The organism is Bacteroidales bacterium, from assembly GCA_014860585.1.
Lineage (GTDB): Bacteria > Bacteroidota > Bacteroidia > Bacteroidales > 4484-276 > RZYY01.
Genome location: JACZJL010000112.1, coordinates 1 through 22,579 on the forward strand (window position 1 = coordinate 1; position 22,579 = coordinate 22,579).

The window sequence follows — 22,579 nt, forward strand, 5'->3', positions numbered from 1 at the left end:
ACATCGTCAATCCATCTGGAACTGGCTGCACCCGGCCGTTGTGAATATTGCGCGATGTAGGCCATGTTATAGCTGAACTCATCCATGATCTTCCGGGTATTCTCAAATTGCTCGTCAGTTTCACCCGTGAAGCCGACAATGATATCGGTGAAAAGCGTGGCCTGTGGGATCAGCCGGCGGATCGTGGCCACAATTTCGCGGTATTTTTCCACAGAATGTTTGCGGTTCATACTGATCAGTACCTTGTCGTCACCCGATTGTATCGGAAGGTGGATTTGTTTGGCCAGGCAGTTGTATTGTGAAATCACTTCGATCACCTCGTCTGTCATGTCGCGCGGGTGCGGTGAAGTGAAATAGACCCAGAAATCTTTTTCTGACGCGTTGCCCAGTTCACCAATTTTTCTCAACAAATCCGGAAAGGTAATCTCTTCCCCTTTTTTATCCAGGCCGTAGGAGTTCACATTTTGGCCAAGCAGTGTGATGGATTTAAACCCTTCGTTCACCAGCCGTTCCACCTCGCTGATGATTTCACCGGATGGCCTCGAAACCTCACGTCCGCGGGTATAGGGCACAGCGCAGAAGGTACAGAATTTATCGCACCCATTCTGAATCGGTATAAACGCTTCAAAATCGGAACTGTAGTAGGGCTTCACCTTCCAGAAGTCTTCAATGTGCTCGTTTTTTGGCATTCTATCGAGGTTGTTTACCAGCGAGGCCGGCGTTACAACGCCATACTGACGAATAATTTCCGGCAGGATTTCCAGCTCGCTCATCCTGAAAATGATATCGAAAAGTTTAAGGAATTTGTCCATATCATCGGGCAGGATGCAACCCGAAATGAAAGTGACAAGGCTCTTACGGTTTTTCCATTTGTTCCAATTCTGGATGCGGGAATACACCTTGTCAATCGCCTTTTGCCTGACCGAACAGGCCAGGATGCCCAGCAGATTTGCTTCTTCCTCATTGTCGGTCCACTGGTAGCCGGTTTGCGTTTCGATGACCGAACGCACCCGCTCACTGTCCGACATATTCATCTGGCAACCCAGCGTGATCAAATGATACTTCATAAAAAATCTTTCTGTTCAGAATTTAATAAATCGCTTCCTTCAAAGGCTTAAAATCATACAATTTACCTTACCTACAAATTGTTAACTGCGATGATGCCGCAAAGATAGCAATAGCCAAACATCGGCTGTCTGCAGTTTGTTTAGGTAAAAAGAAACAAAAACTTTTGAAAATTCGAAAAAAGTGTACTTTTGCCGCGGAGAGTTGGCAGAGCGGTCGATCGCGGCGGTCTTGAAAACCGTTGACCTGCAAGGGTCCGGGGGTTCGAATCCCTCACTCTCCGCAACTAACAAGCAGTCTATTTGGCTGCTTTTTTTATATCGTATTTTGAGGTGGTTTCATCATACCGGAACAGCCGCACAGATTTTCCCAATTGTGTCCGCACTGCGTTCACAATTCAATACATCACGTACGAATTGATTCTTAATGATTTAAATTGTCACAACACTCAATTGAATCATGAGCAACGACAATCAAAAACTATCCACTTCATTTGTTCAGGACATCAAAAATATCATCGGGCAGGCGCGGGTGCAGGCCGTCCGAAGTTTTGAATTTCATCGCGTGCAAATGTACTGGAGCCTGGGCGAACGGATTTTCAATGAAGAACAGGAAGGGAAAGATCGTGCCGATTACGGCTCTTTTTTAATCCGGAACCTAGCAATGGAGATTGAGCCTGAGTTTGGAAGCGGATTTTCTTACCGGCAACTTAACTGGTGCAGGCAGTTTTACCGCACTTTCCCAATTGTGTCCGCACTGCGGACACAATTGAACTGGTCACAATACAAGATGCTCTTAAGTATTGAAGATGAGAGCAAACGAGAGTATTACGAACTTGAAGCTGTTAAAAACGGATGGACAGGCCGTGAAATGGAACGGCAGATCAACTCAGGATTATTTGAGCGATTGTTACTGAGCAATGATAAGAATGTCGTTATGGCTATTGCCCGAAACCAGAGAACCCCTGAGCTGCCACGGGAAATTATCAAAGACCCGATGATACTTGAGTTCCTGGGATTGGAGCGAAAACCCCATTATTACGAAGATGAATTCGAAACGGCGCTGATCGGCCACCTTCAGCAGTTCTTGCTGGAACTGGGAAACGGCTTTTCGTTTGTTGCCCGGCAGAAACGCCTGCTGCTCGAAGATGATGAATTTTTTGCCGACCTGGTATTTTACAACCGGCTGCTGCGATGCTTTGTGATCATCGAAATTAAAACGCGGAAAATTACACACCAGGACCTTGGGCAATTGCAGATGTACGTGAATTACTACGACCGCTAAGAAAAGCTGCCAGATGAAAACCCCACCGTGGGTATTCTCCTTTGCGCCAGCAAAAACAACGAAATGGTAAAAATGGCTTTACCCGAGGACAACAAAAGCATCTTAGCCAGCCAATACAAGCTCATCCTGCCCACCGAAAAGCAGCTTTTAGCCGAAATAAGAAAGGAATTTGGCGAGAAAAACATTTGAGCAACCACAACTGCTGATGAACGGGAAGGTGAGGGGAACAGACACTGAATAATCCAAAACCCAACATAATACTTTATGCCAGAAATACTCAGAAACAACAAAGGACTATCCTGTGAGTAATTTGAAGATTGCTGGCACTGATTTGATTTCAAAACTCAGTGGTTTAAATATCAGCAGTCATTTACCGACATCCCAGGTTAACTTTCATTAAAATTCTCCCTTTTATTACCAAAAAACCTCCCCGAAATGAATAATTGCTATTTTTGCACCTCATTTTTTAATTGATTAATTCTAATTATCAGGTTTTTAGACAAAAAAAACCCGAATTCGTACCACAAAAATTCAAATTTACTTTTTGTTATGGAAAATAAAGATCAACTGAATCAAATTCCTGTTGACCCTGAGATGGTAACACAGGATGAGAAGACTTCACAAACACTGGAAATCAATGTTGAAGCATCTCCCGTAGCTGACTCTGGTCAGGAAAACGCTAACACACAGGCCATTGAAGTAGCAGATGTTGATGCTACTGAGGCCGGGACATCCGAAGTGACCGACCTTCCCGAAATGACTACCATGGCTGATGAAGCCCAGGAAGTCGTTGAACCGGCAATTGAGCAACCAGTTCAGTTGCAGGAAACCGAAACCAAAGTTCAACCGGACGAACCCGCAAATGAGGAGTTGGTAGTATCCGAAGTTGAGCCTGTTACTGTTGAAGAAAATCCTGAAGCTGAAATGCAGGTTGTAACTGAAACGGCAGAAGAAATTTCTGACGTTGAAACACAAACAGACACGGAAAAAGTTGCCGGGGTGGATGATTCTCCGGTTGCTGAAGAAGTTATTGTTGCAGAAGCTGTTAAGGAAGAATTGCCGGAAGAGCAGGTGGTTGAAGGTGTTAAAGAAGAGGAGGTACCAAAAACCAAGGAAAGCGTTACTGCAGAAGCTGAAGAAGTTCAGCATGAGGAAGAGCATGATGAAGAGGATGAAGAGATTGAGCATGATGAGCATGCTGACCTGACATTGCTCAATTACGACGAGATGACACGTGAAGAGTTGATCGAAAACCTTGAAGCGCTCGTTCATGAGGACGACGTGACAAAAATGAAATCGAGGATTGCCCTGATCAAGGTGGCTTTCCTTCGTAAATCCAAGGAAATAAAGGAAACCGGGTATCAGAAATTTTTAGATGAAGGTGGCGAAAAAGAAGCTTATGCCCCCGAAAGTGACGACCTCGAAACCAAATTTAATAGCTTGTTTGATATTTACAGGCAGAAAAGGGCTGTTTACCTGGATAATCTTGAAACCGAAAAAATTACCAACCTGAAGAAGAAACAGGAAATTCTTGACGCATTAAAGGAGCTGATTAATTCCGAGGAGACACTCAAAAAGACCTACGACGATTTCAGGGATTTACAGGAAAACTGGCGTCAGATAGGGATGGTTCCAAAGGCAGAAGTAAACAACCTATGGCAGAATTATCATTTTCTGGTGGAGAAATTCTTTGATAAAGTAAAAATTAACAAGGAACTGAAAGACCTGGACCTGAGGAAAAATCTCGAACAGAAAATTGAGTTGTGCGAGAAAGTGGAAGAGTTGCTGCTCGAAACATCAATCATCAAATCTTTCAAGCAATTGCAGCGTCTTCATGAGCAGTGGAAGGATATAGGACCGGTTCCGGATGATAAGAAAGATGAAATCTGGGATCGCTTTAAATCAACAACTGACAAAATAAATCAGCGCCGCCGCGATCACTATAAACTTTTACAGGAAGATCAGGAAAACAACCTTGCTGCAAAGGTTGCTCTCTGCGAAAAAGCTGAAAGCCTCCTTGCCGAGGAGGTTAACTCAATCAAAGGATGGCAGGAACGCACCCGCCATTTCAACGATCTTTTCAGGGTTTGGAAGTCTATCGGACAGGCGCCGAAAAAACAGAACGACGAAATTTGGGAACGTTTCAAGACCTCACTCGATGGATTTTTTGCTGAGAAAAAGGATTATTTCGGGAAAATAAAAGAGCAACAGGTCAACAATTATAATTTGAAAGTTGAACTCTGCCTGCAGGCCGAAGCGCTGAAAGATACCGACGACTGGCGAAATACCACCCGTGAACTGATCGATTTGCAGAAACGCTGGAAGGAAATTGGCCCTGTGCCCCGCAAGTATGCTGACAAAATCTGGCAGCGTTTCAGGGATGCCTGTGATGAGTTCTTTAATAAAAAATCAGCTCATTTTTCAGGAGTTAGAAACGAAGAATCAGAAAACCTCAGGAAAAAAGAGGAACTTATCGCTGCTGTTGAGAATCATGAGTTTGGTACGGATAAGTCAAAGAACCTGGAATTGCTCAAAGATTACCAGAGACAATGGACGGAGATCGGTTTTGTTCCTTTCAGGGATAAAGACCGGCTGCAGAATGCTTTCCGCAATGCCATTAACAAACGCCTGGATCAGCTTAATATCAGCAATTCCGAAATGTCCCTTTCGAATTACATATCTAAGGCAGATTCGATGAAGCATACCGCTGACGGAGGAAGGCAATTGCAACGCGAGCAGAATTTTGTTCAGAACAAGATTGCTGAACTTCGGGAAGATATTATGCTGTGGGAAAACAACATCGGTTTCCTGGCCGATACCAAAAACGCCAACCTGTTTAAGATCGAGTTTGAAAAAAAGATCGAAAAAGCAAAAAGCGAACTGGGAGTGCTCGAGTCAAAACTGAAAATTTTATCCAAATAACGGACGGAAGTTCATTTATTTGAAAACAAATCTGTAACCCATGTCGGGTAATACTTTTGGGCGATTGTTGAGATTTACCGGCACAGGTCCTTCTCAAGCAGAGACCCTTTGTGGTGTGATCGATGGTTTTCTTACTGAAATTGCCATCGGTCACGCCTCATTTAATCACAAATCCATCATTTCATTTTCAGTAAAGCCTTCAGCCTTCCGGTCATTTAACTATCCCATAGAAATAAATCCACTGTCTGATACCAACAGTAGTCAGCACAGCAGGATTGACTCCGGCCCATCCGCTCCCAATTTTTTAAGGCATAGTTATCCTTGCAACCGGATATATTGTGATCGGCTTTGCAGAGGGGTTAACGAATTGACAACGATACTGCTGAAGGATTCCCTGTTAAAAACTTTTCCACCGTTTAATCCGTTAATATAAAATACCTTAAAACCAAAAAATCAATTGTTATGAAAAAACTTTTCAAAATTCTTGGAATTGTCATTGTCCTCATCCTGGCGCTGATGGTTGTTGTACCCTATTTTTTCCGCGACCAGATTGTTGCAAAAGTGAAGGAAGAAATCAATAAAAATGTCAATGCGCAGGTGGACTTTTCAGGTTTCAGCCTGTCGCTGTTCCGTAATTTCCCCGATTTTAACTTTCGGCTTTCGGGATTGTCAGTGATCAACAATGAGCCCTTTGCCGGCGACACACTGGCCTTCATTCCGAAACTCAGTCTTACGATCGACCTGATGAGTGTTTTCAAAGGTGAGGAATACGTCATCAAAAAGGTTGATCTGGATCAGCCGGTATTCAACTTTCTGGTCACCGGTGAGGGAATCGCAAACTGGGATATTACGATTCCGTCAGAAGAAGCTGAGGTTCCGGCAACTGAGGAATCCCCGGGGTTAGTAATACAACTCCGTCAGGTTACTATCAGGGATGCCCGGCTGGTGTATGATGACAAGAGCTTGGTCACCCTTGTTCAGATTGATGGTCTTGACCATACCCTTTCCGGTGATTTTACGATGGATTTTACCACTTTGCAAACCCACACACTGATTGACGAAATCACCGTGTATTATGATCATGTGAAATATTTACACCGGATCGATGCTGAACTGACCGCACCGGTGGAAGCCGATCTGAAGAACTACATCTTTACCTTTAAAGACGGCGATTTAAGGTTGAACCAGTTCTTTTTGCTCTTTGAAGGAACATTTACCATGTACGACAATGGCGATTATGGCATCGTTTTTACCTACTCAACCAGGAAAACCGATTTTAAAAACTTCCTCTCACTGGTTCCGGCCATGTATATGACCGATTTTAAGAACATCAAAACAGCAGGTACCGCTGTGTTGAACGGCAATGTAAAAGGGGTTTACAGCGATGTTTCCTACCCGGGTTTTGAATTGAATATCTTAGTAAATAATGGGAGATTCCAATATCCCGACCTGCCAAAATCGGTGGATGAGATCAATTTGGATACAAAAATCAACTTTCCCGGTGGCGCCGATTTCGATGCCTTAACGGTTGATGTTTCCAATTTGAGCCTTTTTATGGGTGGAAATAAATTCGCATTGTCGATGTTCCTGAGTAACCCAGTGAGCGATATGTATATGAAAGGTGAAGTGGATGGCGTGATCAATTTGTCTGAAGTAAAAGATTTTTATCCACTCGAAGAGGGGGATGAACTGAAAGGAAAAATGACCGCGAAATTGCTCTTTGATGGAAGGATGTCGGCAATTGAGAACGAACGTTATCAGGATTTTAAACTTCTTGGCTCGATGCTTTTGGAATCATTTGCTTACAAAACAGGAATGGTCAAAGAAGAGGTTGAAATTGCCAACGCACAAATGAACTTCTCTCCGGAGTATATTGACCTGGTAAATTTCGATATCAAAATTGGGAAAAATGATCTTTCAGCCAGCGGAAAAGTGGAAAATTTTCTTCCATATGCTTTTGCTGATGGTATCCTGACGGGAAATCTTCAACTCAGCAGTAATTATCTTAATGTGACGGACATTCTTGTTGAATCTGAAGAACCCGAAACAACCGTAACCGACACAGCAGCGCTGAGTGTGATAGAAATCCCCGGCAACATTGATTTTACCTTGCAATCAACCTTCAAAACAGTGATTTATAACCAGATCGATTTGAAGAATGTTGAAGGGAATTTGCTTGTAAAAAATCAGGCACTTTTGCTCGATAAACTGAATATGGAAGTATTGGATGGTACCATTGGAATGTCAGGAAAGTACGACACCAAAGACCCGGAGAAACCCCGTGCCGAATTCGATATGAACCTTAACGGTATCGACATTCAGAAATCGTACTCAACTTTTGGCACAATAGAGAAATTTGCCCCTATCGCTGCTAAAACCAGTGGAAAATTCTCAGCCGCTCTGAGTGTTAAGACATTGCTCGATAATCAATTGATGCCGATTTACAGCTCGATGAACGGTGGTGGAAATCTGAGTACTTCCGATATTATTATCGAGAATGTAAATTCGGTTAACAAGATTGCCGACTTGCTTAAAATGCCTGATCTAAAGCGACTGAGTCTAAATCCCGTACGTCTGTCGTTCGAGTTTATTGATGGTAAGGCACACGTCAAACCATTCGACATAAAATACCAGGACATCAATGCCAACGTACTTGGTTGGGTTTCATTTGACCAGTCGATCGATTTCGACATGGTACTCGCCATACCAAGGGCAAAATTTGGAGGCGCCGCCAATGCAGTGCTCGACAACCTTCTAAGCGAAGCCAATAAACTGGGTACCAACTTTTCAGTCGGAGATAAGATTGACGTAAGGGCAAAAATATCAGGAACAACCAGCGACCCCAACGTAAAACTTTTTCCTGGTGAAGGATCAGGACAATCGATGATGGATGACCTGAAAAAACGTGCCCAGGAAGAACTTGACCGACAAAAGCAGCGCCTTGAAGAAGAAGCCCGTAAAGAACTTGAAAAGCAAAAGAGTGATGCAAAAGCGAAGGCTGATCAGTTGATTGCCGATGCCAATAAGCAGGCAGCAAAAATCATCGAAGAAGCGCAGAAACAGGCAGATGCTATCAACAAAACAGCACGTGAAACAGCCGAAAAAGTGAAAGAGGAAGCCAATAAGCAGGCTGATAAGTTAATCCAGGATTCAAAGAGCAAAGGCATGGTTGCGGAGATAGCGGGAAAAAAAGCTGCCGAGCAATTGCGCAAGGAAGCTGATAAACAAGCCGGTCAAATCGTTACTGAAGCCCAAAAGCAATCGGATAACCTGATCAGGGAGGCGCAAAACCAGGCTGACAAAATCAAAGCTGATGCCCGTAATCAGGCCGATAAACTGATTGATGGTATATAGTTTTGAATAATTAACTAAAAAACAACACCGGCAAAAGTATCAGTTTCAACTTAAATGATAAATTTGCCCACAATATCATGGATGAACTGTTTGAATGTCGCAATTTAAGTATGACAACATTATTGCAACTTTTCAATAATCCCAGCTAATGAAGCGATTCGACGATAAGGTGGTGGTAATTACGGGAGCATCCTCAGGGATCGGTAAAGCGTTGGTTTATGAATTTGCCGTACGTGGTGCAAAGGTAGTGGCAGCGGCACGTTCGCTCGATAACCTGACCATCCTTAAAACGGACCTTTTTTCAGCCGGAAAGGAGATTCTTATCGTGCAAACCGATGTGACCATAGAAAATGAATGCAGGCAACTCATTGAAAAGACGATTGAAAAATTTGAAAAAATTGACGTGCTGATCAACAACGCCGGCATCTCCATGCGTGCGCTTTTTAATGAACTGGACACAACAGTAATCAGGAAATTGATGGAGGTCAATTTTTGGGGAACGGTGTATTGCAGTAAATTTGCACTACCGCACCTGCAAAAATCAAAGGGTTCGCTGGTAGGCGTTTCATCCATTGCAGGATATAAAGGACTTCCCGGAAGGACAGGTTACAGCGCCTCAAAATTTGCCATGCAGGGATTACTCGAAGTTATCCGTATCGAAAATCTGAAAAAAGACCTTCACGTGCTGATTGCATGTCCAGGATTTACTGCTTCGAATATCAGGAAAACTGCCTTAGCTGCAGATGGAACGCAACAAGGCGAATCGCCCCGCGACGAAGGTAAAATGATGAGCGCCGAAGAGGTGGCTCGTCACATTGCTGAGGCTATCGGGAAGCGAAAACGTTCGTTAATACTAACTTCTCAGGGAAAGATCACCGTTCTTCTCAATAAATTTTTCCCTGCAATGCTCGACAAAATGGTATACAACCACATGGCAAAAGAGATTAATTCACCGTTCAAATAAATATCTATTAATTAACAAGTTTATGAAAGGTTTAACACTTGAGATCAGGCCACTGGAAGGATTTGGTGAGCTTGAGTTCGGATCAAAACCCGAAGAGGTAGTAAAATTTCTTGGTGAACCCACCGAGGAAGAAGTTCTGGAAGACGACGAAGACCTGATGGATACACTGATCCATCATTTCGACGAAAGCGGAATCACCATCTATTATGACGACCTGGAAGACCCCGTCCTGTCGAACTTCGAAACCGATAATCCTGATGTAACGCTATTTGGGTCAAAAGTTTTTGAGATGACCGAGGAAGAAATCATAGCGCTCATGAAAGATAATGGTTACGAAGAATATGATATTGATGAAGTAGAATCTGACGATGACGAGGATGAGGTAGATAAATGGGTTTCGTTCGAAGACGCACTCATCGACTTCCTTTTTCAGGACGGAAAAGTTGTGAATGTAAACTGGGGAGCCTACTTCGACGAAGAAGATCTGGAAGACGAGGATTAGCAATCATTTTCAAGGCATTAGCTCCTGATCATTTACGAGACAGGGAGGATACGCATTTTGTCCGGGGGAAACCCCGGCTGTTTAACCAATTATGTGCGTCTATCCTCCCTTTTTTATTTCCTTTTTTAGAAAGTTTTTGATAAAAGAGGACACACAAACGGTTGAGTAAAGAGCCTGGACGTAGATGTTACCGCCAAAAAAATAGTAATTATAAAATGGTACAAAACCATTTAATAACTTTATACTACTGTAAATACAAATGCTACCTGAAAATAGTCCAACGAGATAAAATTGAAACTGGACTGTGTTAAAAGTGCAATTGGCGCCAAAACTTCAATTTAATTACTTCCGGTCTTCAAATTTCCGCTGACCTACTGTAAAGGAGAGGCCAGCCATGTTTTCTTCGGGTGCAATTATACTTTCCAGTGCAGGGTTGTAGGAATTTAGAGGATTGAAAGCCTTGTTAAAGTCCAACTCCACCTGGTTTGAGCCTTCGTTGACAGAAATCAAAAGGTAGCGTCCTGCCGGATGACTTTGTATTCCGGAAGTCAGGTCTTTAAAAGGAATAAATAACTGACCGGGTGCATCGGCGAAGTCATTGAGATTTCCTGTCTTGTAAACGACCAGTTCAAAACTTTTACCATCAAAACCAAACCTCGCAATTCCAAATCTTTCTACACCAACATTCCGGCCGGTTGAAGTGTTGAGTTGAACAACTGCCGGTGTACTATCCTTCACGAGAATACCTGATATCCGGTACCTTTCATCAACCGGAAAATACGATAGTCCGGTAAAAGTAGAAAGCGATAAGGAGGTCAGCGGTGATGTGGCTGAGTTTTTGAAAAGATTGTCTTTTTCAAGTCTTTGCTGGTTGATCTGGTCAGCATAGGATAATGTGTTTTTACTCATAAATTGTGGGTTTTATATTATATTGAAGAAACATAAAGCTGGTTAAGTTGTTCAAATTTATATTTTTGCATGTTGGAAAGTTGATGTTCATTAGGATTTAGTTCGTAACAAATAAATGAAATCATACAAAAAGTGGCTTTCAGTGCTTTTAATTACTGCATTTGGGTTGTGTACCCAAATCCGGAGTTACGCCTCAACTCCTGATAGTCTCTTGATTTTATATGGCGCCCACCCATACGATGTATCGCTTTCTGATACCCTTTCTGAAGAAGTTTTCAGGACCATTTACGATGATCCCAACCAGGCTATACTTCTTGCAGAAAAGGTCCAAAAAATTTCCGAAAAGAACCTGAATCACAAAACAACGGCAAAAATGCTGATGTACATTGGAATTGCCTATGACTTCAAAGGTATGTACGACTCTTCATTTAAAAAATACGATCAGGGACTTAATGTAGCCGAAGTGAATAACCTCGATGAGATCAGGGGGGATTTGTTGAACAACTACAGCATTACCCTTGCCATTGTTGGTGAGATGGGGGCATCAGTGGATTGTGCACTCAAAGCACTTTCGATATTCGAAAAGTCAGCCGACAGTACACGTCTGGCAAAAATTTACAACAATCTTGGGCTGCGTTACAGCGAGATGGGTTTCAAGGAGAGTGCACTGGATTATTATTTAAAGGCAACTGCCATCAACGAACGCTGGGGCGATACCGCAAGACTTGTTTACAATTATGGAAACATAGGCCTGTTATATTACGACCTGAACGATTTTGACCCTGCACTCGAATACCTCAGTAAATCGCTCAACTTGCAGGATACGGTGAAAAACAGGCTGGAGTATTCCATTTCATTGCACTATCTGGCATTGGTTTATCAACGGATAGGAAGGCATAATGATGCGTTTGAACTTGAGCAGCAGGCTTTCAGAATTGCTGCTGAACTGAATGATGAACTGGGTATGATTCCTATCCTCCAGGGTAAAGCCTCGATAAAAAGAAGCCAGGGTGATAGACAGACCTCACTTGCATATCTTCACCAGGCATTGGCCATTGCTCAGAAAATTGGCGCCAGGGCTTACCTGATTAATATTTATCAGGATCTGTCCGAAACCTATGCCGATAAAAATCAATTCAGGGAGGCTTTCAGGTACAGCAAACTTTACACTGATCTCAAAGATTCGCTCATGTCGTTGGAAAAGAACAAGGCGGTTGAGTTAATAACACAATTCGAAAAAGAGAACAAACAACGTGAAATCCAACTCTTAACCAAAGATTCGGAAATCCAGCAGTTAAGCATCAGAAGGCAGAAGATTTTAAGAAACTCAATTGGAATTGTTGGATTATTATTGTTGGTCATGGCAATTTTACTCTTCCATCGCTACCGTTATGTGCGGAAGACAAACAGCCAATTGGAGGAGAAAAATCTTATTATCAACAAGGAAAAAGATCGCTCTGATAAATTGTTGCTCAACATTTTACCTGCTGAAACTGCTGAAGAACTCAAATTGAAAGGCTATGCAGAAGCTAAACATTTTGAACAGGTAACTGTCATGTTTACCGATTTTGTGGGATTTACGAAATTGGCTGAAACACTATCTGCACAAGACCTTGTCAGTGAAATCGACTATTGTTTTAAAAATTTTGACCTCATCATTTCCAAGTACACCATCGAAAAGATTAAAACCATCGGCGATTCATACATGTGTGCAGGTGGATTACCGGTTGTAAATACTACCCATGCAATAGATGTGGTGAACGCCGCTATTGGTATACAGCGATTTATGCTTAACCTGAAAACTGAACGTATAGCATTAAACAAGCCATATTTTGAGATACGAATCGGGATTCATACTGGTCCGTTGGTAGCTGGTGTAGTCGGCATCAAAAAATATCAGTACGACATCTGGGGAGATACCGTCAACCTTGCCTCCCGAATGGAGTCTAGCGGGCAACCCGGAAAGGTCAATATCTCACAATCAACCTGGGAGTATATTAAGGACAAGTTTACTTGCGTTTACCGGGGTAAGATTGAAGCAAAAAATAAAGGCTCAATTGATATGTATTATGTTGAAATGTAGATATTTAAGATGTGTTATAATCTATGACCTTTATTTTAATCTGATCAGAAATGAAGAATAAAATGAATGAAGAATTCAATCGTATCGTTTTTTTGTATTTTTGAGGCTGTTATTTTAAAAGAATTAATTCTCACCGTTAAATTTTGAACACATATTATGAGTACAGATTACAAAAAAATCCTTGAGATGGCCATTGGTAATGAGATTGAAGCCCATGATTTTTACATGCATGCAGCTTCCAGATCCAAAAATGAATTACTGAAATCAATCTTCACCGAACTTGCTGAAGAAGAAGAAAAGCACAAGAGAACCCTCGAAGGTTTTCTAAACAATCAGTCGCTGAAGTTGAATTTTCATGTCACTGCACCCGATTACAAAATTGCTGAAACCATCGAGCTGCCTAAACTTACAACCGAAATGTCATTTGCCGACGGCGTCGCTTTAGCGATTAAGAAAGAACAGGAAGCTATGGAGATGTATCAGAAATTTGCTGATGCAAGTTCGGATGTGGAGCAACAGAAAATTTTCCTTGAACTGGCAACGATGGAGTTAGGTCACAAGGTGAAACTCGAAGATATTTATGTGGATACCGCTTATAAAGAAGTTTGGTAATCAACACCTTGCATGCTTTTCAGCAAAAAAAATCCGATGGTTACGTTCATCGGATTTTTTTTAGGGTAAGTTTAAGCTCTTCTATACCATCCAGGGATGTCGAACACTTTACAAACGTTCCATTTTTATTTTGTGGCCCAAAGAGTCAATAAGCAAATGATAACGTGTAAGTTCATGATTGCGAACAATAAGTTCGTAATTCATGGTTTCAGAGGCATAAACAGCGATACAGTTCATGATCTCGAAATCCTCTTCAAGGTTGGTTTTTACAAAATAGGGTATTTCAGGAACAGGCGTATTAATCCGGCATTCGACCAATTTTCCGTTTTGATCGAATCTTGCAATCTTTTCAATATCCTGATCAAAAAAAAGGGCTTCGTAAAGTTCGCCATGGTTGCCCCATTCAATACTTTTGGCTTTTGAAAAATGTTTAGAAAGGCTCTGTTTTACAGCCTTTGGAATACGGGGGCCACCTCGCTTAAATATTTTGGCTAAAAAATCCATTCTTAAATTTTGGTTTTATCTTTTGACGTCAAAGGAGGGAAAAGTAACACAATGATCAGGAATAATGACCGTATAAAGTTTTGTAAAGAAAGATCAGCCTTGCTCTGGCGCGCATAAGCCGCATTTTCACCGCACTCTCGGTAAGCCTCATAGATGAAGCGATGTCTTTTAGCGACAGGTCATCCTGGTATTTCATCATTAAAAGGGCTTTTTCTTCCGTATGTAACCGGTCAAGTAACTCGAGTAACCTTGTATAATGAAGATCGGTCAGGTCTTCTTCTGTTACATCAACAATTTCAGGTAGTTCGTGCTCCTGATTCCATTCAGGATAGTGTAATTTTTTATTCGTCCTGAGATAATCGATGCAATAATTGTAAGTGATCGAATAGACCCATGAACTGAAGGAGGAATTTCCCCTGAAGCCTGATAACTTCTCGAAAACCCTTGAAAGAATATCCTGGGCAAAAATTTTTGATAATTCCCTGTTTTTTAAGAGGCCATAGCTCTTTTCAAGTACTTTGTGATAGTACCTTTTGTATAAGATGCTGAAAAGTTCAGTCGCCCCATCCCAGGTGATTTTTTGCACCAGTTCCTCATCCGTCAGTTTATCATAGTCTTTTGTTTTCATACCCGATTTTCAAGTGCGAAAATAAAAAAAATAATGACAGGTGTTTAATTTGGTTACTTTTCTTTCAAGTACCGTCTAAATAATAGTTCAAAAAAGTGCTTTTAGCGCTATCATGTGAATAATAATCGCTATAGCATTGAAAATAAACATTTTAATACACTTTTTACATTTATTTAATTTTTATCAAAACATGAAAAAGCAAGTTTTATTGGTAGTTGCAGTCTTAGCAATGGTTGTGTTGACAACAAGTTGTCAAAAAGTTCCACAGGAACAAATTGATGCTGCAAAGGCAGCAGTAGAATCAGTAAAAGCAGTACAAGCCGATCTTTATGTACCGGCTGAGTATGCAGCACTTCAGGATTCACTTCAGGCAGTATTGGCTGCAGTTGAAATCCAAAAATCCAAAACATTCAAGAATTTTGATGCAGTTAAGTTACAACTTGAAGGCATTATGGCGACTGTTCCACAGGTTACCGCAAACGCTGCCGCTGCAAAAGAGCAGGTTAGGATTGCAACTGAGGGAGAAGTTGTGGCCATCAACACTATTCTTGAAGAAAACAGAGTTCTGATTACTAAAGCTCCAAAGGGCAAAGAAGGCGCTGCTGTATTGGAAGAGATTAAAAATGAGATGACACTGATTGAAACTGCAGTTGCTGAAGTTAACCAAATGCTGGCAAACGGTGATTTCCTTGGTGCTCAGGTTAAAGCAAAAGCTGCCAAAGAAAGCGCAATGTCCATCAATACCGAGCTAACCGAAGCCATTGCCAAGGTTAAAAGGTAGGTGTTAGACGACTGACATCAGATAGTTAAAGAAAATCCCCGACGTATGTTGGGGTTTTTTTTAGATTATAGTTACCACTTTAAAAGAGGAACTTAGCTTTAATGCTTTTGCGAAACGTGGCAATATAAAATTTTAGCACTCTATTGCCGTTTTGTTTTGGTTTAATAGGTGGATTTATTCATAAATAACTTGATCGGATTTAATGAGGAAGCTTTTAAAAGGTATATTAATAGCAGGTATTATAGTAGTAGTAGGAGGTGTAACCTCAATCATTGCTATTAATATGAAACCTGACCCTCCGGTGGTTGAGATGGATCAGGCCAGACTGGCTTTAGCAGCTGCGCGAAATATTAAGGCTGAAACTTATGCACGCGAAACATTTGAGCAGGCGCGACTACTTTATGACTCAGCAATGGCTTGCTGGAACAGGGAGAATTCGAAATTTTTCCTTAACAGAGATTTTTCAGGAGTAATTCAGATGGCAAAATTGTCAGAACAGACTTCTGCTTTGGCAGCTGAGTTGTCCTTAAAATCATCCAGCACCATTGAAGCAACCGTGAAAACAAAATTAAAGTACCTATCAAAATTAGTTGATGAGGTAAATGTTTTATCTCGCTTTCCATTGTCACCAAGGATAATGGATCGGTTGGCTAAAGGGAAACTGGCACTCAGTGAAGGACAAGCTGCTTTTGCACAGGATATGCTGGTACAATCGAACCTAAAAGTTACCGAAGCAGAGACTCACCTGGAAGTTGCACACAAAGAAGCCTACAAAGTAATTAATAACTATTTTGGCCATTATAATACATGGAAATCCTGGAAGGAGCAGACAATAAGGGAGTCGAAGCAGAAGAAAATCACCAGTATTCTGGTTGATAAATTTGCCGGAAAATGCTATGTCTATAAAAATGGCCAATTAACCAATGAGTTTGATGCTGAGTTGGGTAAAAACTGGATCGGTGATAAACGTCAAAAAGGTGATCGTGCCACTCCGGAGGGGCTTTACAAAGTCGTTGATAAGAAGGAGGGACACAGAACCAAGTACTATAAAGCCTTGCTCATTAACTACCCTAATGATGAAGATAAAAAGCAGTTTAATGCTGAAATCGCCAATGGAACGCTGTCAAAAAAATCAAAGATCGGTGGATTGATCGAAATTCACGGAGACGGAGGCAAAGGGACTGACTGGACAGATGGTTGTGTTGCACTGACAAACAGTGATATGGACAAAATTTACAAGTTGGTGCAAAATGGAACTCCTGTTACAATTATTGGATCAGCAGTAAGTTTGGATGTAATTCTCAACGACAAAAAGCAGTAATGAAAATGACAACTGTCAACTCACCATCAATTTCGCGAAGTGATAGGTCAAATACGGTACATGGAGAGGAAATTTCTTTTAAGGGAATGTTTTTGCAAAACAGGGCTGTAAAAATCACATTGACGATTTTATTTACTGTATTGGGAACCATGATATTTGCTCTGTTTTCAATCTGGTTTATCCTATTTGGCACACCTGTTACACAGGAGTTCTTTGTAAAACAAAGTGCTATACCGGTCATCTCTGATTCCATTTCCCAAGTTGATAAACAATATGATCAGGACATTGCTTCAGCAAGGAAAGAACTCCAAAAGCTAAACACAACCTATACTTCGCTAACACCAAGTCAACCATTTTTGGTGATTAACACAACCAAAAATCATTTCTTTTTATACAATAAAAAAGAGGTAATCAGAGAAGGATTTTGCAGTTCGGGAAGTTATATACAACTCAAATCAAATGATGACCGTGAGTGGATATTCAAGACACCCAAAGGAATGCGCACGGTAAAAGGTAAAACGACATCGCCTGTTTGGAGGAAGCCCGACTGGGCATTCATCGAAGATGGGCTCCCTGTACCCTCTGGTGATCACCCTTCGAGATATGAAAGAGGTGTATTGGGTGATTATGCGCTGAGTCTTGGCGACGGTTACCTGATACATGGAACCATTTACAAGCGATTTCTTGGAATGCCTGTTACACATGGCTGTGTCAGGCTAAGTGATGACGATCTGGAGCAGGTTTACAAAACCCTCAGCATTGGTTCAAAAGTTTATATATATTAATGGAAAACCCGCAAATGCAATCCAATCATTCTGAAAGAGTAAAAAGCCGAAGGCGGTTTTTTTGGTTTATAGCTTCACCTATATTTCTGATTATTGTTTTTATGGTGTATTATCTTTTCATTAATGTACAGTCTGCTAATCGCTGGGTTAACGATTTCAATGCAAGGTATGAAGCAGAGTTGATAGAAAAGAATTTGCCCAGGCAAGCGTATTCAGGTGATTCTACGTATCTCTCATTGCAAAGACAAATTGCTTTTACCAAGTCACGTCTTGCTCTCACCAAGGCTGATCCCATTGGATTGAGCATAAATTTGACTGACAATATTGCAACCCTTGAAGTTAATGGAGTTACTGTGCATTCAACCGATATTTTGGATTTCAATATTAGCCGGAGCCTTGATGCCATTGATCCATTATGGCTTGCAACAGAGCTATCTAAACCGCTTCAGATTGTAAGTTCACGCGCCACTATTGCCAAAGAACCCATTATCGTGAAAACTGCGCCCAAAGACACCCTTGAAGCTGCAAACCTGGCCACGGTTCCTGATACGGCAACAAATATTCCAGTATTCTTCGAACTAACTTTTAACAATGGCTTCCGAATGGTTGTGCTGCAGGAGAAATCTGAAATTAATAAATATGACAGGGAACGTTTAAAGTTTCTTGCTTTACCTGCTTTCCAGCGATTTCGGAGTAACCTGAAGAATATGTTAAAATTTAAAACCCCCGACTACTCCCCTGAAATAAGGCTAACTGTTACCGGCCCGGAAGCACGCACCATTTACAGGGCAATTCCTGAAGAGGGATTAGTGTCCCTGCGTTTGCGATAGCCAAAGATCTTTAGACATCAGGGGATTTAACCAGCTTCAGATTTTTCTTGAGTTTTCATCCCTCCAAAAGTTCGATACTGAAAAACCAGTATCCGGCTGTCATAGCTTATCTTATGGAGTATCACCGTCCATTGGTGGGATTGGTTGCTCTTCGTCATCTGAATCGGCCTGAAAGCGGAAGCCAAGCCTTTTGCCGGTTCTGATTTTCATATTGTCCAGCGTCGTCTGAATTTCATAGACGCTTAGGACTTTAACCTGTTCATAGGGCGGGGTAAGCAGGTCAAAATTCAATGTGTAAGTGATTGCGGACTGGATAATAGTTTTGGCTGCTTCATCATTCATTTGTGCAACGTCAAAACTACGGTATAACAAACCTATTTCACGCTTCCCTTCGATGAAGTAGTGATTGTCCTTATTGATAAAAACCCTCCCGATCAGGTAGCCGATGTCGTTGATGCGCTTGTACTTGAATGAATCACCCAGGAAATTATAAATGTTAATGATACCGCAATAGGATCTGTCTTTGTCATCGGTGATATATGGCATGTTCATCAGTTGGTGTGAACGAGGGAACTCAAATACATTCGTGTGCATCATAAAAATGAGGATGTCTCCGCCAAATTTCAGTTCGACTTCAAATTCTCCCCGGTTTTTATACTCAAAAGGAATATACCTCTCACCCTGCACATCGAGTTCCTGGTATTCCTTAACCAGCTTTTTAATGATCTTTTTAAACTTATTAAAAGTTTCGTACGTGTTGTAATAGACATATTGTTTGAGCGATGATTTTTTGATGATCGCTTCAAAAAGTTGCATCGATTCGTCTTTTTGCTCCATAGTTTTACATTTAAAACAGGCAGATAACTAGAAATTATTCGAAGGTAAAAGTAAGCATAAAAATCTTTGAGCGCAGGCTTTCTATCCCTTCTGTATATAAATTATTCTCTCTCAGCAACATATCTTTCATTCCATAAGACATCGAAAGTTCGACGCCAAATTTAAACCAGTTCATGTAAAAATCGAGCCCCGTACCCAGAACAAAATTGCTGTCCGTTCGGTAGAGTTTTGGTTCATAATTGTTTTCTTCTGTTTTATTGGCTTGTGAGGCAAGGTCGAAACTAAATTTGATGCCGGTAAAGATATAGGCTCTCATGTTGTATGCCCGCTTGGATTTGTACTTCAGGTATAAGGGGAAATCAACGAAAGTTGAGTTGATCTTTTGGTTGATCACGCGTGAAATCGTAGTGTCGCTACCATCAAAATCTTTCTTGTAAAGCCTTGTGTCGTATTGCAGGTCTCTGCTTCCAAATGACAGACTGGGGATAAAGCGAAGGTTGAAATATTCACCAATGTTCTTATCGCCGACTATTCCAACGGTAAAGCCAAGGTGTGGAACGGCCTGAATTCCATAAACTGAAGCTGAGTCAACATCTGCTACACCAAGGTCGAATTGCGGTAATTGGGATCCTTTGAAATACATTTGGTGGATATCTTCATTTGTCTTTAATACAAATCCCATTTGGTTGGCAGCCAGAATGAAACCAAAATGCAACGGGTCATAATCGTACAGTTTAAGGTTGGGAACTTTGTTTGCCTGCGGAAAAAGCGATATGCTTATTAGTAAAAGTGTGATTGTGGTTGCAACCTGCGAAATCCTTTTATGGCTCAAATGAAGAAGTTTTAAAAATTCCCTGTGATAACGACTATTAAAAGGTTTTATTTTTCTTTATCAATCAGAGCTTTCGGTTGAGAAGCTCTGACATTAGTTTTGTGCGGTCAACAGGAACAACACCTACCATTTCGCAAACCTGACCGCCGGCAAGATTGCTTATTGCTGCTATTTCATAGTCAGTCATCCCGGCTGCCAATGCCAGACAGGCAAGACTCACCACTGTATCGCCTGCACCCGAAACATCAGCTATCGAGCGTAAATGTGCCGGGATATGCTGGTCGGAGTAGGTACCGTCGGAGTGCTGTCGACTGATGAAGATACCATCATCCGAGAGTGTTGCAAGGATTAAGGCTGTGTGAAGTTTTTTGTGCAGCAAACGAACCGCTTGACGCAATTTGTCAATAGTGAACCCATCCAGAGAAACACCCAATCCTTCCGAAAGCTCCTTGATATTGGGTTTGAATAGGGTTACATTGCGGTAGTTGGAGAAGTTTCTCTTCTTCGGGTCTACTACGATGGGAATCTTCATTTCCCCGGCCAGTTCAACAATTTTACAAATCAATCCCGGCGTAATTACTCCTTTGTCATAATCCTGGAATACGATGGCGTCAATTCTTACGGAGTTGATGATTTGTTGGATCAGCGCTAAAAACTTTTCATGATCATCAGACTCGAGTGGTGTATTCACCTCTTCATCCACCCGCAACATTTGGGTATTATTCCCGATCACCCTGAATTTGGTTGTTGTGATCCTTTGCGAACTCTGAAGGATACCCTCGGTAAAAAGGTTGTTATCTTTCAAAAGACGGTTAAAAACAACAGCTTTATCGTCTTTTCCAATAACCGAGCAAAGATAAGGTCTTGCGCCAATAGCTCTAAGATTCAGCGCTACGTTGGCCGCACCTCCAAGCCGGTTGGTTCGTCTTGTCACTTCAACTACAGGAACCGGGGCCTCAGGGGAAATTCTGTTGACTTTGCCCCAAAGATAGGAGTCAACCATCACATCGCCAATTACCATTACCGATAAAAGGCCGAACCGTTCGAAAATGTCGTTGACTTGTTCTGGAGTATAAGTGATCATGGCTTAATATTTTTTAGCACAATGCTTCCAGTGCTTCTTTTATTCTCCTGACAGACTCATGAATTTCGCCGGTGGAACAGGCATAGGAGAAACGGATATGGTTTTCGCATCCGAACGCCGAACCGGGTACAAGCGCCACATGGGCTTTGTCCAGAAGGTAAAGGCAAAGATCGGTGTCGTTTGCTATTTGTGTTTTGCCGTCAGATTTTCCGAAATACCATGAGATTTCAGGAAAAACATAAAAAGCGCCATCTGGAACGTTTGTTTTCATTCCACGCACATTACCAAGGAGTTGCAACAACAGGTCTCTTCTTTCCCGAAACTGTTGTTTCATCACCTGCATTTCCTTTAGTTCTGAAGGATTTGCCTGCAATGCTTTGAGCGCAGCCATCTGTGAAATAGAGGAGGCTCCGCTGGTATATTGGCCTTGCAGCGTGTTACATGCTTCGGCTATGGCTTTATTGGAGGCAGAATAACCAATCCGCCAGCCGGTCATGGCAAAACCTTTGGAAACGCCGTTGATAGTGATCACGCGATCTTTGATAAAATCAAACTGAGCGATACTTTCATGTTTCCCATTGAAATTGATCTGTTCATAAATCTCATCCGAGATGATATAAAGGTCTTCTTTCTTAGCTAAAACCTTTGCTATGGCCTCGAGTTCTCCTTTCGTAAATACAGAGCCGGAAGGATTGGAAGGAGAACTGAATATGAATACTTTTGATTTGTCCGTCATGTGCTTTTCAACTTGGTCGGCCGTCACTTTGAAATCCTGTTCGATGGTGGAAGGGATGATCACTGATTTTCCATCGGCCAGTTTGACCATTTCTGGATAAGAGACCCAGAAGGGCGCCGGTATCATGACCTCGTCACCTGGATTTACAAGGCAAATCAATGAGTTGGCTATGGATTGCTTGGCGCCTCCCGAGACCACGATCTGGCCAAATGAGTAATCGAGATCGTTTTCCCGCTTCAGTTTGGCAGCTACAGCCTTTCGCAACTCATTGAAACCTGCAACGGGTGAGTAGTGTGTAATGTTATTATGGATTGCCTCAATAGCTGCTTCTTTAACACAATGTGGTGTGTCGAAATCCGGTTCACCAATGCTCAGGTTAATGATGTCATAACCGGCTTCTTTCAATTCCCTGCTTCTTCGGGTCATCAGCAGCGTGGCTGATTCTGACAAACTGTTTACACGGTCAGAGAGATGTTTGTGAATCATTTCAATATGTTTTGACAAAAAATTAATGAAGGCGCAAAAGTATTAAAAAACCCACAGCAA

Annotated in this window: 19 protein-coding genes, 1 tRNA gene and 1 pseudogene; 13 read left to right on the forward strand and 8 right to left on the reverse strand. The window is 41.7% G+C overall.

Features of this window, described 5'->3' with window-relative positions; all coding sequences use genetic code 11:
- On the reverse strand, positions 1-1,067 hold a 1,067-nt coding region (locus tag IH598_11955; GenBank protein MBE0639226.1), incomplete at its 3' end, for a MiaB/RimO family radical SAM methylthiotransferase.
- A 196-nt stretch (positions 1,068-1,263) separates the two neighbouring features.
- Here IH598_11955 and IH598_11960 point away from each other — a divergent pair.
- The 7 genes and pseudogenes from IH598_11960 (at position 1,264) to IH598_11990 (ending at position 10,091) form a co-directional block, all read left to right on the forward strand.
- Positions 1,264-1,348: transfer RNA gene (locus tag IH598_11960), tRNA-Ser, on the forward strand.
- Between the two features lie 176 nt (positions 1,349-1,524).
- Positions 1,525-2,538, forward strand: a pseudogene (locus IH598_11965) (DUF1016 family protein).
- 360 nt (positions 2,539-2,898) lie between these two features.
- On the forward strand, positions 2,899-5,271 hold the full coding sequence (locus tag IH598_11970; GenBank protein MBE0639227.1) for a DUF349 domain-containing protein: 2,373 nt from the start codon (positions 2,899-2,901) through the stop codon (positions 5,269-5,271).
- A gap of 40 nt (positions 5,272-5,311) precedes the next feature.
- Positions 5,312-5,704, forward strand: a complete 393-nt coding sequence (locus IH598_11975; protein ID MBE0639228.1) for a hypothetical protein — start codon at positions 5,312-5,314, stop codon at positions 5,702-5,704.
- Between the two features lie 29 nt (positions 5,705-5,733).
- Complete coding sequence (locus IH598_11980; GenBank protein MBE0639229.1) at positions 5,734-8,625, forward strand: hypothetical protein; 2,892 nt, start codon at positions 5,734-5,736, stop codon at positions 8,623-8,625.
- A 148-nt stretch (positions 8,626-8,773) separates the two neighbouring features.
- Positions 8,774-9,589, forward strand: coding sequence for an SDR family oxidoreductase (locus IH598_11985; GenBank protein ID MBE0639230.1), 816 nt, complete (start codon positions 8,774-8,776; stop codon positions 9,587-9,589).
- A gap of 22 nt (positions 9,590-9,611) precedes the next feature.
- Complete coding sequence (locus tag IH598_11990; GenBank protein ID MBE0639231.1) at positions 9,612-10,091, forward strand: hypothetical protein; 480 nt, start codon at positions 9,612-9,614, stop codon at positions 10,089-10,091.
- A gap of 342 nt (positions 10,092-10,433) precedes the next feature.
- On the opposite strand, the gene IH598_11995 is transcribed toward IH598_11990, so the two are convergent.
- A complete protein-coding gene (locus tag IH598_11995; protein MBE0639232.1) occupies positions 10,434-11,000 on the reverse strand; it encodes a DUF1684 domain-containing protein in 567 nt (188 codons plus the stop codon).
- 115 nt (positions 11,001-11,115) lie between these two features.
- Between IH598_11995 and IH598_12000 the strand changes: the two genes are divergently transcribed.
- Together IH598_12000 and IH598_12005 are read left to right on the forward strand one after the other, a co-directional pair.
- Positions 11,116-13,083, forward strand: coding sequence for a tetratricopeptide repeat protein (locus IH598_12000; GenBank protein ID MBE0639233.1), 1,968 nt, complete (start codon positions 11,116-11,118; stop codon positions 13,081-13,083).
- Positions 13,084-13,239: 156 nt separating this feature from the next.
- The gene (locus IH598_12005; GenBank protein ID MBE0639234.1) at positions 13,240-13,695 is read left to right on the forward strand and encodes a ferritin family protein; all 456 of its coding nucleotides are present in this window, start codon (positions 13,240-13,242) and stop codon (positions 13,693-13,695) included.
- A 108-nt stretch (positions 13,696-13,803) separates the two neighbouring features.
- On the opposite strand, the gene IH598_12010 is transcribed toward IH598_12005, so the two are convergent.
- Entirely contained in the window at positions 13,804-14,199 is a 396-nt protein-coding gene (locus tag IH598_12010) for a hypothetical protein (GenBank protein MBE0639235.1), read from the reverse strand.
- Positions 14,200-14,254: 55 nt separating this feature from the next.
- Positions 14,255-14,827 carry a sigma-70 family RNA polymerase sigma factor gene (locus IH598_12015; GenBank protein MBE0639236.1) on the reverse strand — a complete coding sequence of 191 codons (573 nt, stop codon included), beginning with the start codon at positions 14,825-14,827 and terminating at the stop codon, positions 14,255-14,257.
- A gap of 136 nt (positions 14,828-14,963) precedes the next feature.
- Between IH598_12015 and IH598_12020 the strand changes: the two genes are divergently transcribed.
- The 4 genes from IH598_12020 to IH598_12035 all read left to right on the forward strand — a co-directional run bounded on the left by IH598_12020 (position 14,964) and on the right by IH598_12035 (position 18,544).
- Positions 14,964-15,608, forward strand: coding sequence for a hypothetical protein (locus tag IH598_12020; protein ID MBE0639237.1), 645 nt, complete (start codon positions 14,964-14,966; stop codon positions 15,606-15,608).
- Between the two features lie 202 nt (positions 15,609-15,810).
- Positions 15,811-16,929, forward strand: coding sequence for a L,D-transpeptidase family protein (locus IH598_12025; GenBank protein ID MBE0639238.1), 1,119 nt, complete (start codon positions 15,811-15,813; stop codon positions 16,927-16,929).
- A gap of 5 nt (positions 16,930-16,934) precedes the next feature.
- Positions 16,935-17,714 (forward strand): L,D-transpeptidase, encoded by a 780-nt coding sequence (locus tag IH598_12030; protein ID MBE0639239.1) that lies wholly within the window; start codon positions 16,935-16,937, stop codon positions 17,712-17,714.
- Entirely contained in the window at positions 17,714-18,544 is an 831-nt protein-coding gene (locus IH598_12035) for a hypothetical protein (protein ID MBE0639240.1), read from the forward strand. The genes IH598_12030 and IH598_12035 overlap by 1 nt, the downstream gene beginning before the upstream one ends.
- A 111-nt stretch (positions 18,545-18,655) precedes the next feature.
- Here IH598_12035 and IH598_12040 read toward each other — a convergent pair whose 3' ends face one another.
- The 4 genes from IH598_12040 to IH598_12055 form a co-directional block, all read right to left on the reverse strand.
- On the reverse strand, positions 18,656-19,381 hold the full coding sequence (locus IH598_12040; GenBank protein MBE0639241.1) for a hypothetical protein: 726 nt from the start codon (positions 19,379-19,381) through the stop codon (positions 18,656-18,658).
- 34 nt (positions 19,382-19,415) lie between these two features.
- Entirely contained in the window at positions 19,416-20,213 is a 798-nt protein-coding gene (locus IH598_12045) for a PorT family protein (protein MBE0639242.1), read from the reverse strand.
- Between the two features lie 64 nt (positions 20,214-20,277).
- On the reverse strand, positions 20,278-21,297 hold the full coding sequence (locus tag IH598_12050) for a D-glycero-beta-D-manno-heptose-7-phosphate kinase (protein ID MBE0639243.1): 1,020 nt from the start codon (positions 21,295-21,297) through the stop codon (positions 20,278-20,280).
- Positions 21,298-21,310: 13 nt separating this feature from the next.
- Positions 21,311-22,519: a pyridoxal phosphate-dependent aminotransferase gene (locus IH598_12055; protein ID MBE0639244.1), complete on the reverse strand. Its 1,209-nt coding sequence runs from the start codon at positions 22,517-22,519 to the stop codon at positions 21,311-21,313.
- Positions 22,520-22,579 lie beyond the last annotated feature (60 nt).

Bases quoted from the DNA above. Each gene is read 5' to 3' on its own strand.
- IH598_12000 (MBE0639233.1), top strand. From the start codon at position 11,116: ATGAAATCATACAAAAAGTGGCTTTCAGTGCTTTTAATTACTGCATTT.
- IH598_12050 (MBE0639243.1), bottom strand. From the start codon at position 21,297: ATGATCACTTATACTCCAGAACAAGTCAACGACATTTTCGAACGGTTC.
- IH598_12055 (MBE0639244.1), bottom strand. From the start codon at position 22,519: ATGATTCACAAACATCTCTCTGACCGTGTAAACAGTTTGTCAGAATCA.
- IH598_11975 (MBE0639228.1), top strand. From the start codon at position 5,312: ATGTCGGGTAATACTTTTGGGCGATTGTTGAGATTTACCGGCACAGGT.
- IH598_11995 (MBE0639232.1), bottom strand. From the start codon at position 11,000: ATGAGTAAAAACACATTATCCTATGCTGACCAGATCAACCAGCAAAGA.
- IH598_11985 (MBE0639230.1), top strand. From the start codon at position 8,774: ATGAAGCGATTCGACGATAAGGTGGTGGTAATTACGGGAGCATCCTCA.
- IH598_11980 (MBE0639229.1), top strand. From the start codon at position 5,734: ATGAAAAAACTTTTCAAAATTCTTGGAATTGTCATTGTCCTCATCCTG.
- IH598_11970 (MBE0639227.1), top strand. From the start codon at position 2,899: ATGGAAAATAAAGATCAACTGAATCAAATTCCTGTTGACCCTGAGATG.
- IH598_12015 (MBE0639236.1), bottom strand. From the start codon at position 14,827: ATGAAAACAAAAGACTATGATAAACTGACGGATGAGGAACTGGTGCAA.
- IH598_12035 (MBE0639240.1), top strand. From the start codon at position 17,714: ATGGAAAACCCGCAAATGCAATCCAATCATTCTGAAAGAGTAAAAAGC.
- IH598_12040 (MBE0639241.1), bottom strand. From the start codon at position 19,381: ATGGAGCAAAAAGACGAATCGATGCAACTTTTTGAAGCGATCATCAAA.
- IH598_12005 (MBE0639234.1), top strand. From the start codon at position 13,240: ATGAGTACAGATTACAAAAAAATCCTTGAGATGGCCATTGGTAATGAG.
- IH598_12030 (MBE0639239.1), top strand. From the start codon at position 16,935: ATGACAACTGTCAACTCACCATCAATTTCGCGAAGTGATAGGTCAAAT.
- IH598_12010 (MBE0639235.1), bottom strand. From the start codon at position 14,199: ATGGATTTTTTAGCCAAAATATTTAAGCGAGGTGGCCCCCGTATTCCA.
- IH598_11990 (MBE0639231.1), top strand. From the start codon at position 9,612: ATGAAAGGTTTAACACTTGAGATCAGGCCACTGGAAGGATTTGGTGAG.
- IH598_12025 (MBE0639238.1), top strand. From the start codon at position 15,811: ATGAGGAAGCTTTTAAAAGGTATATTAATAGCAGGTATTATAGTAGTA.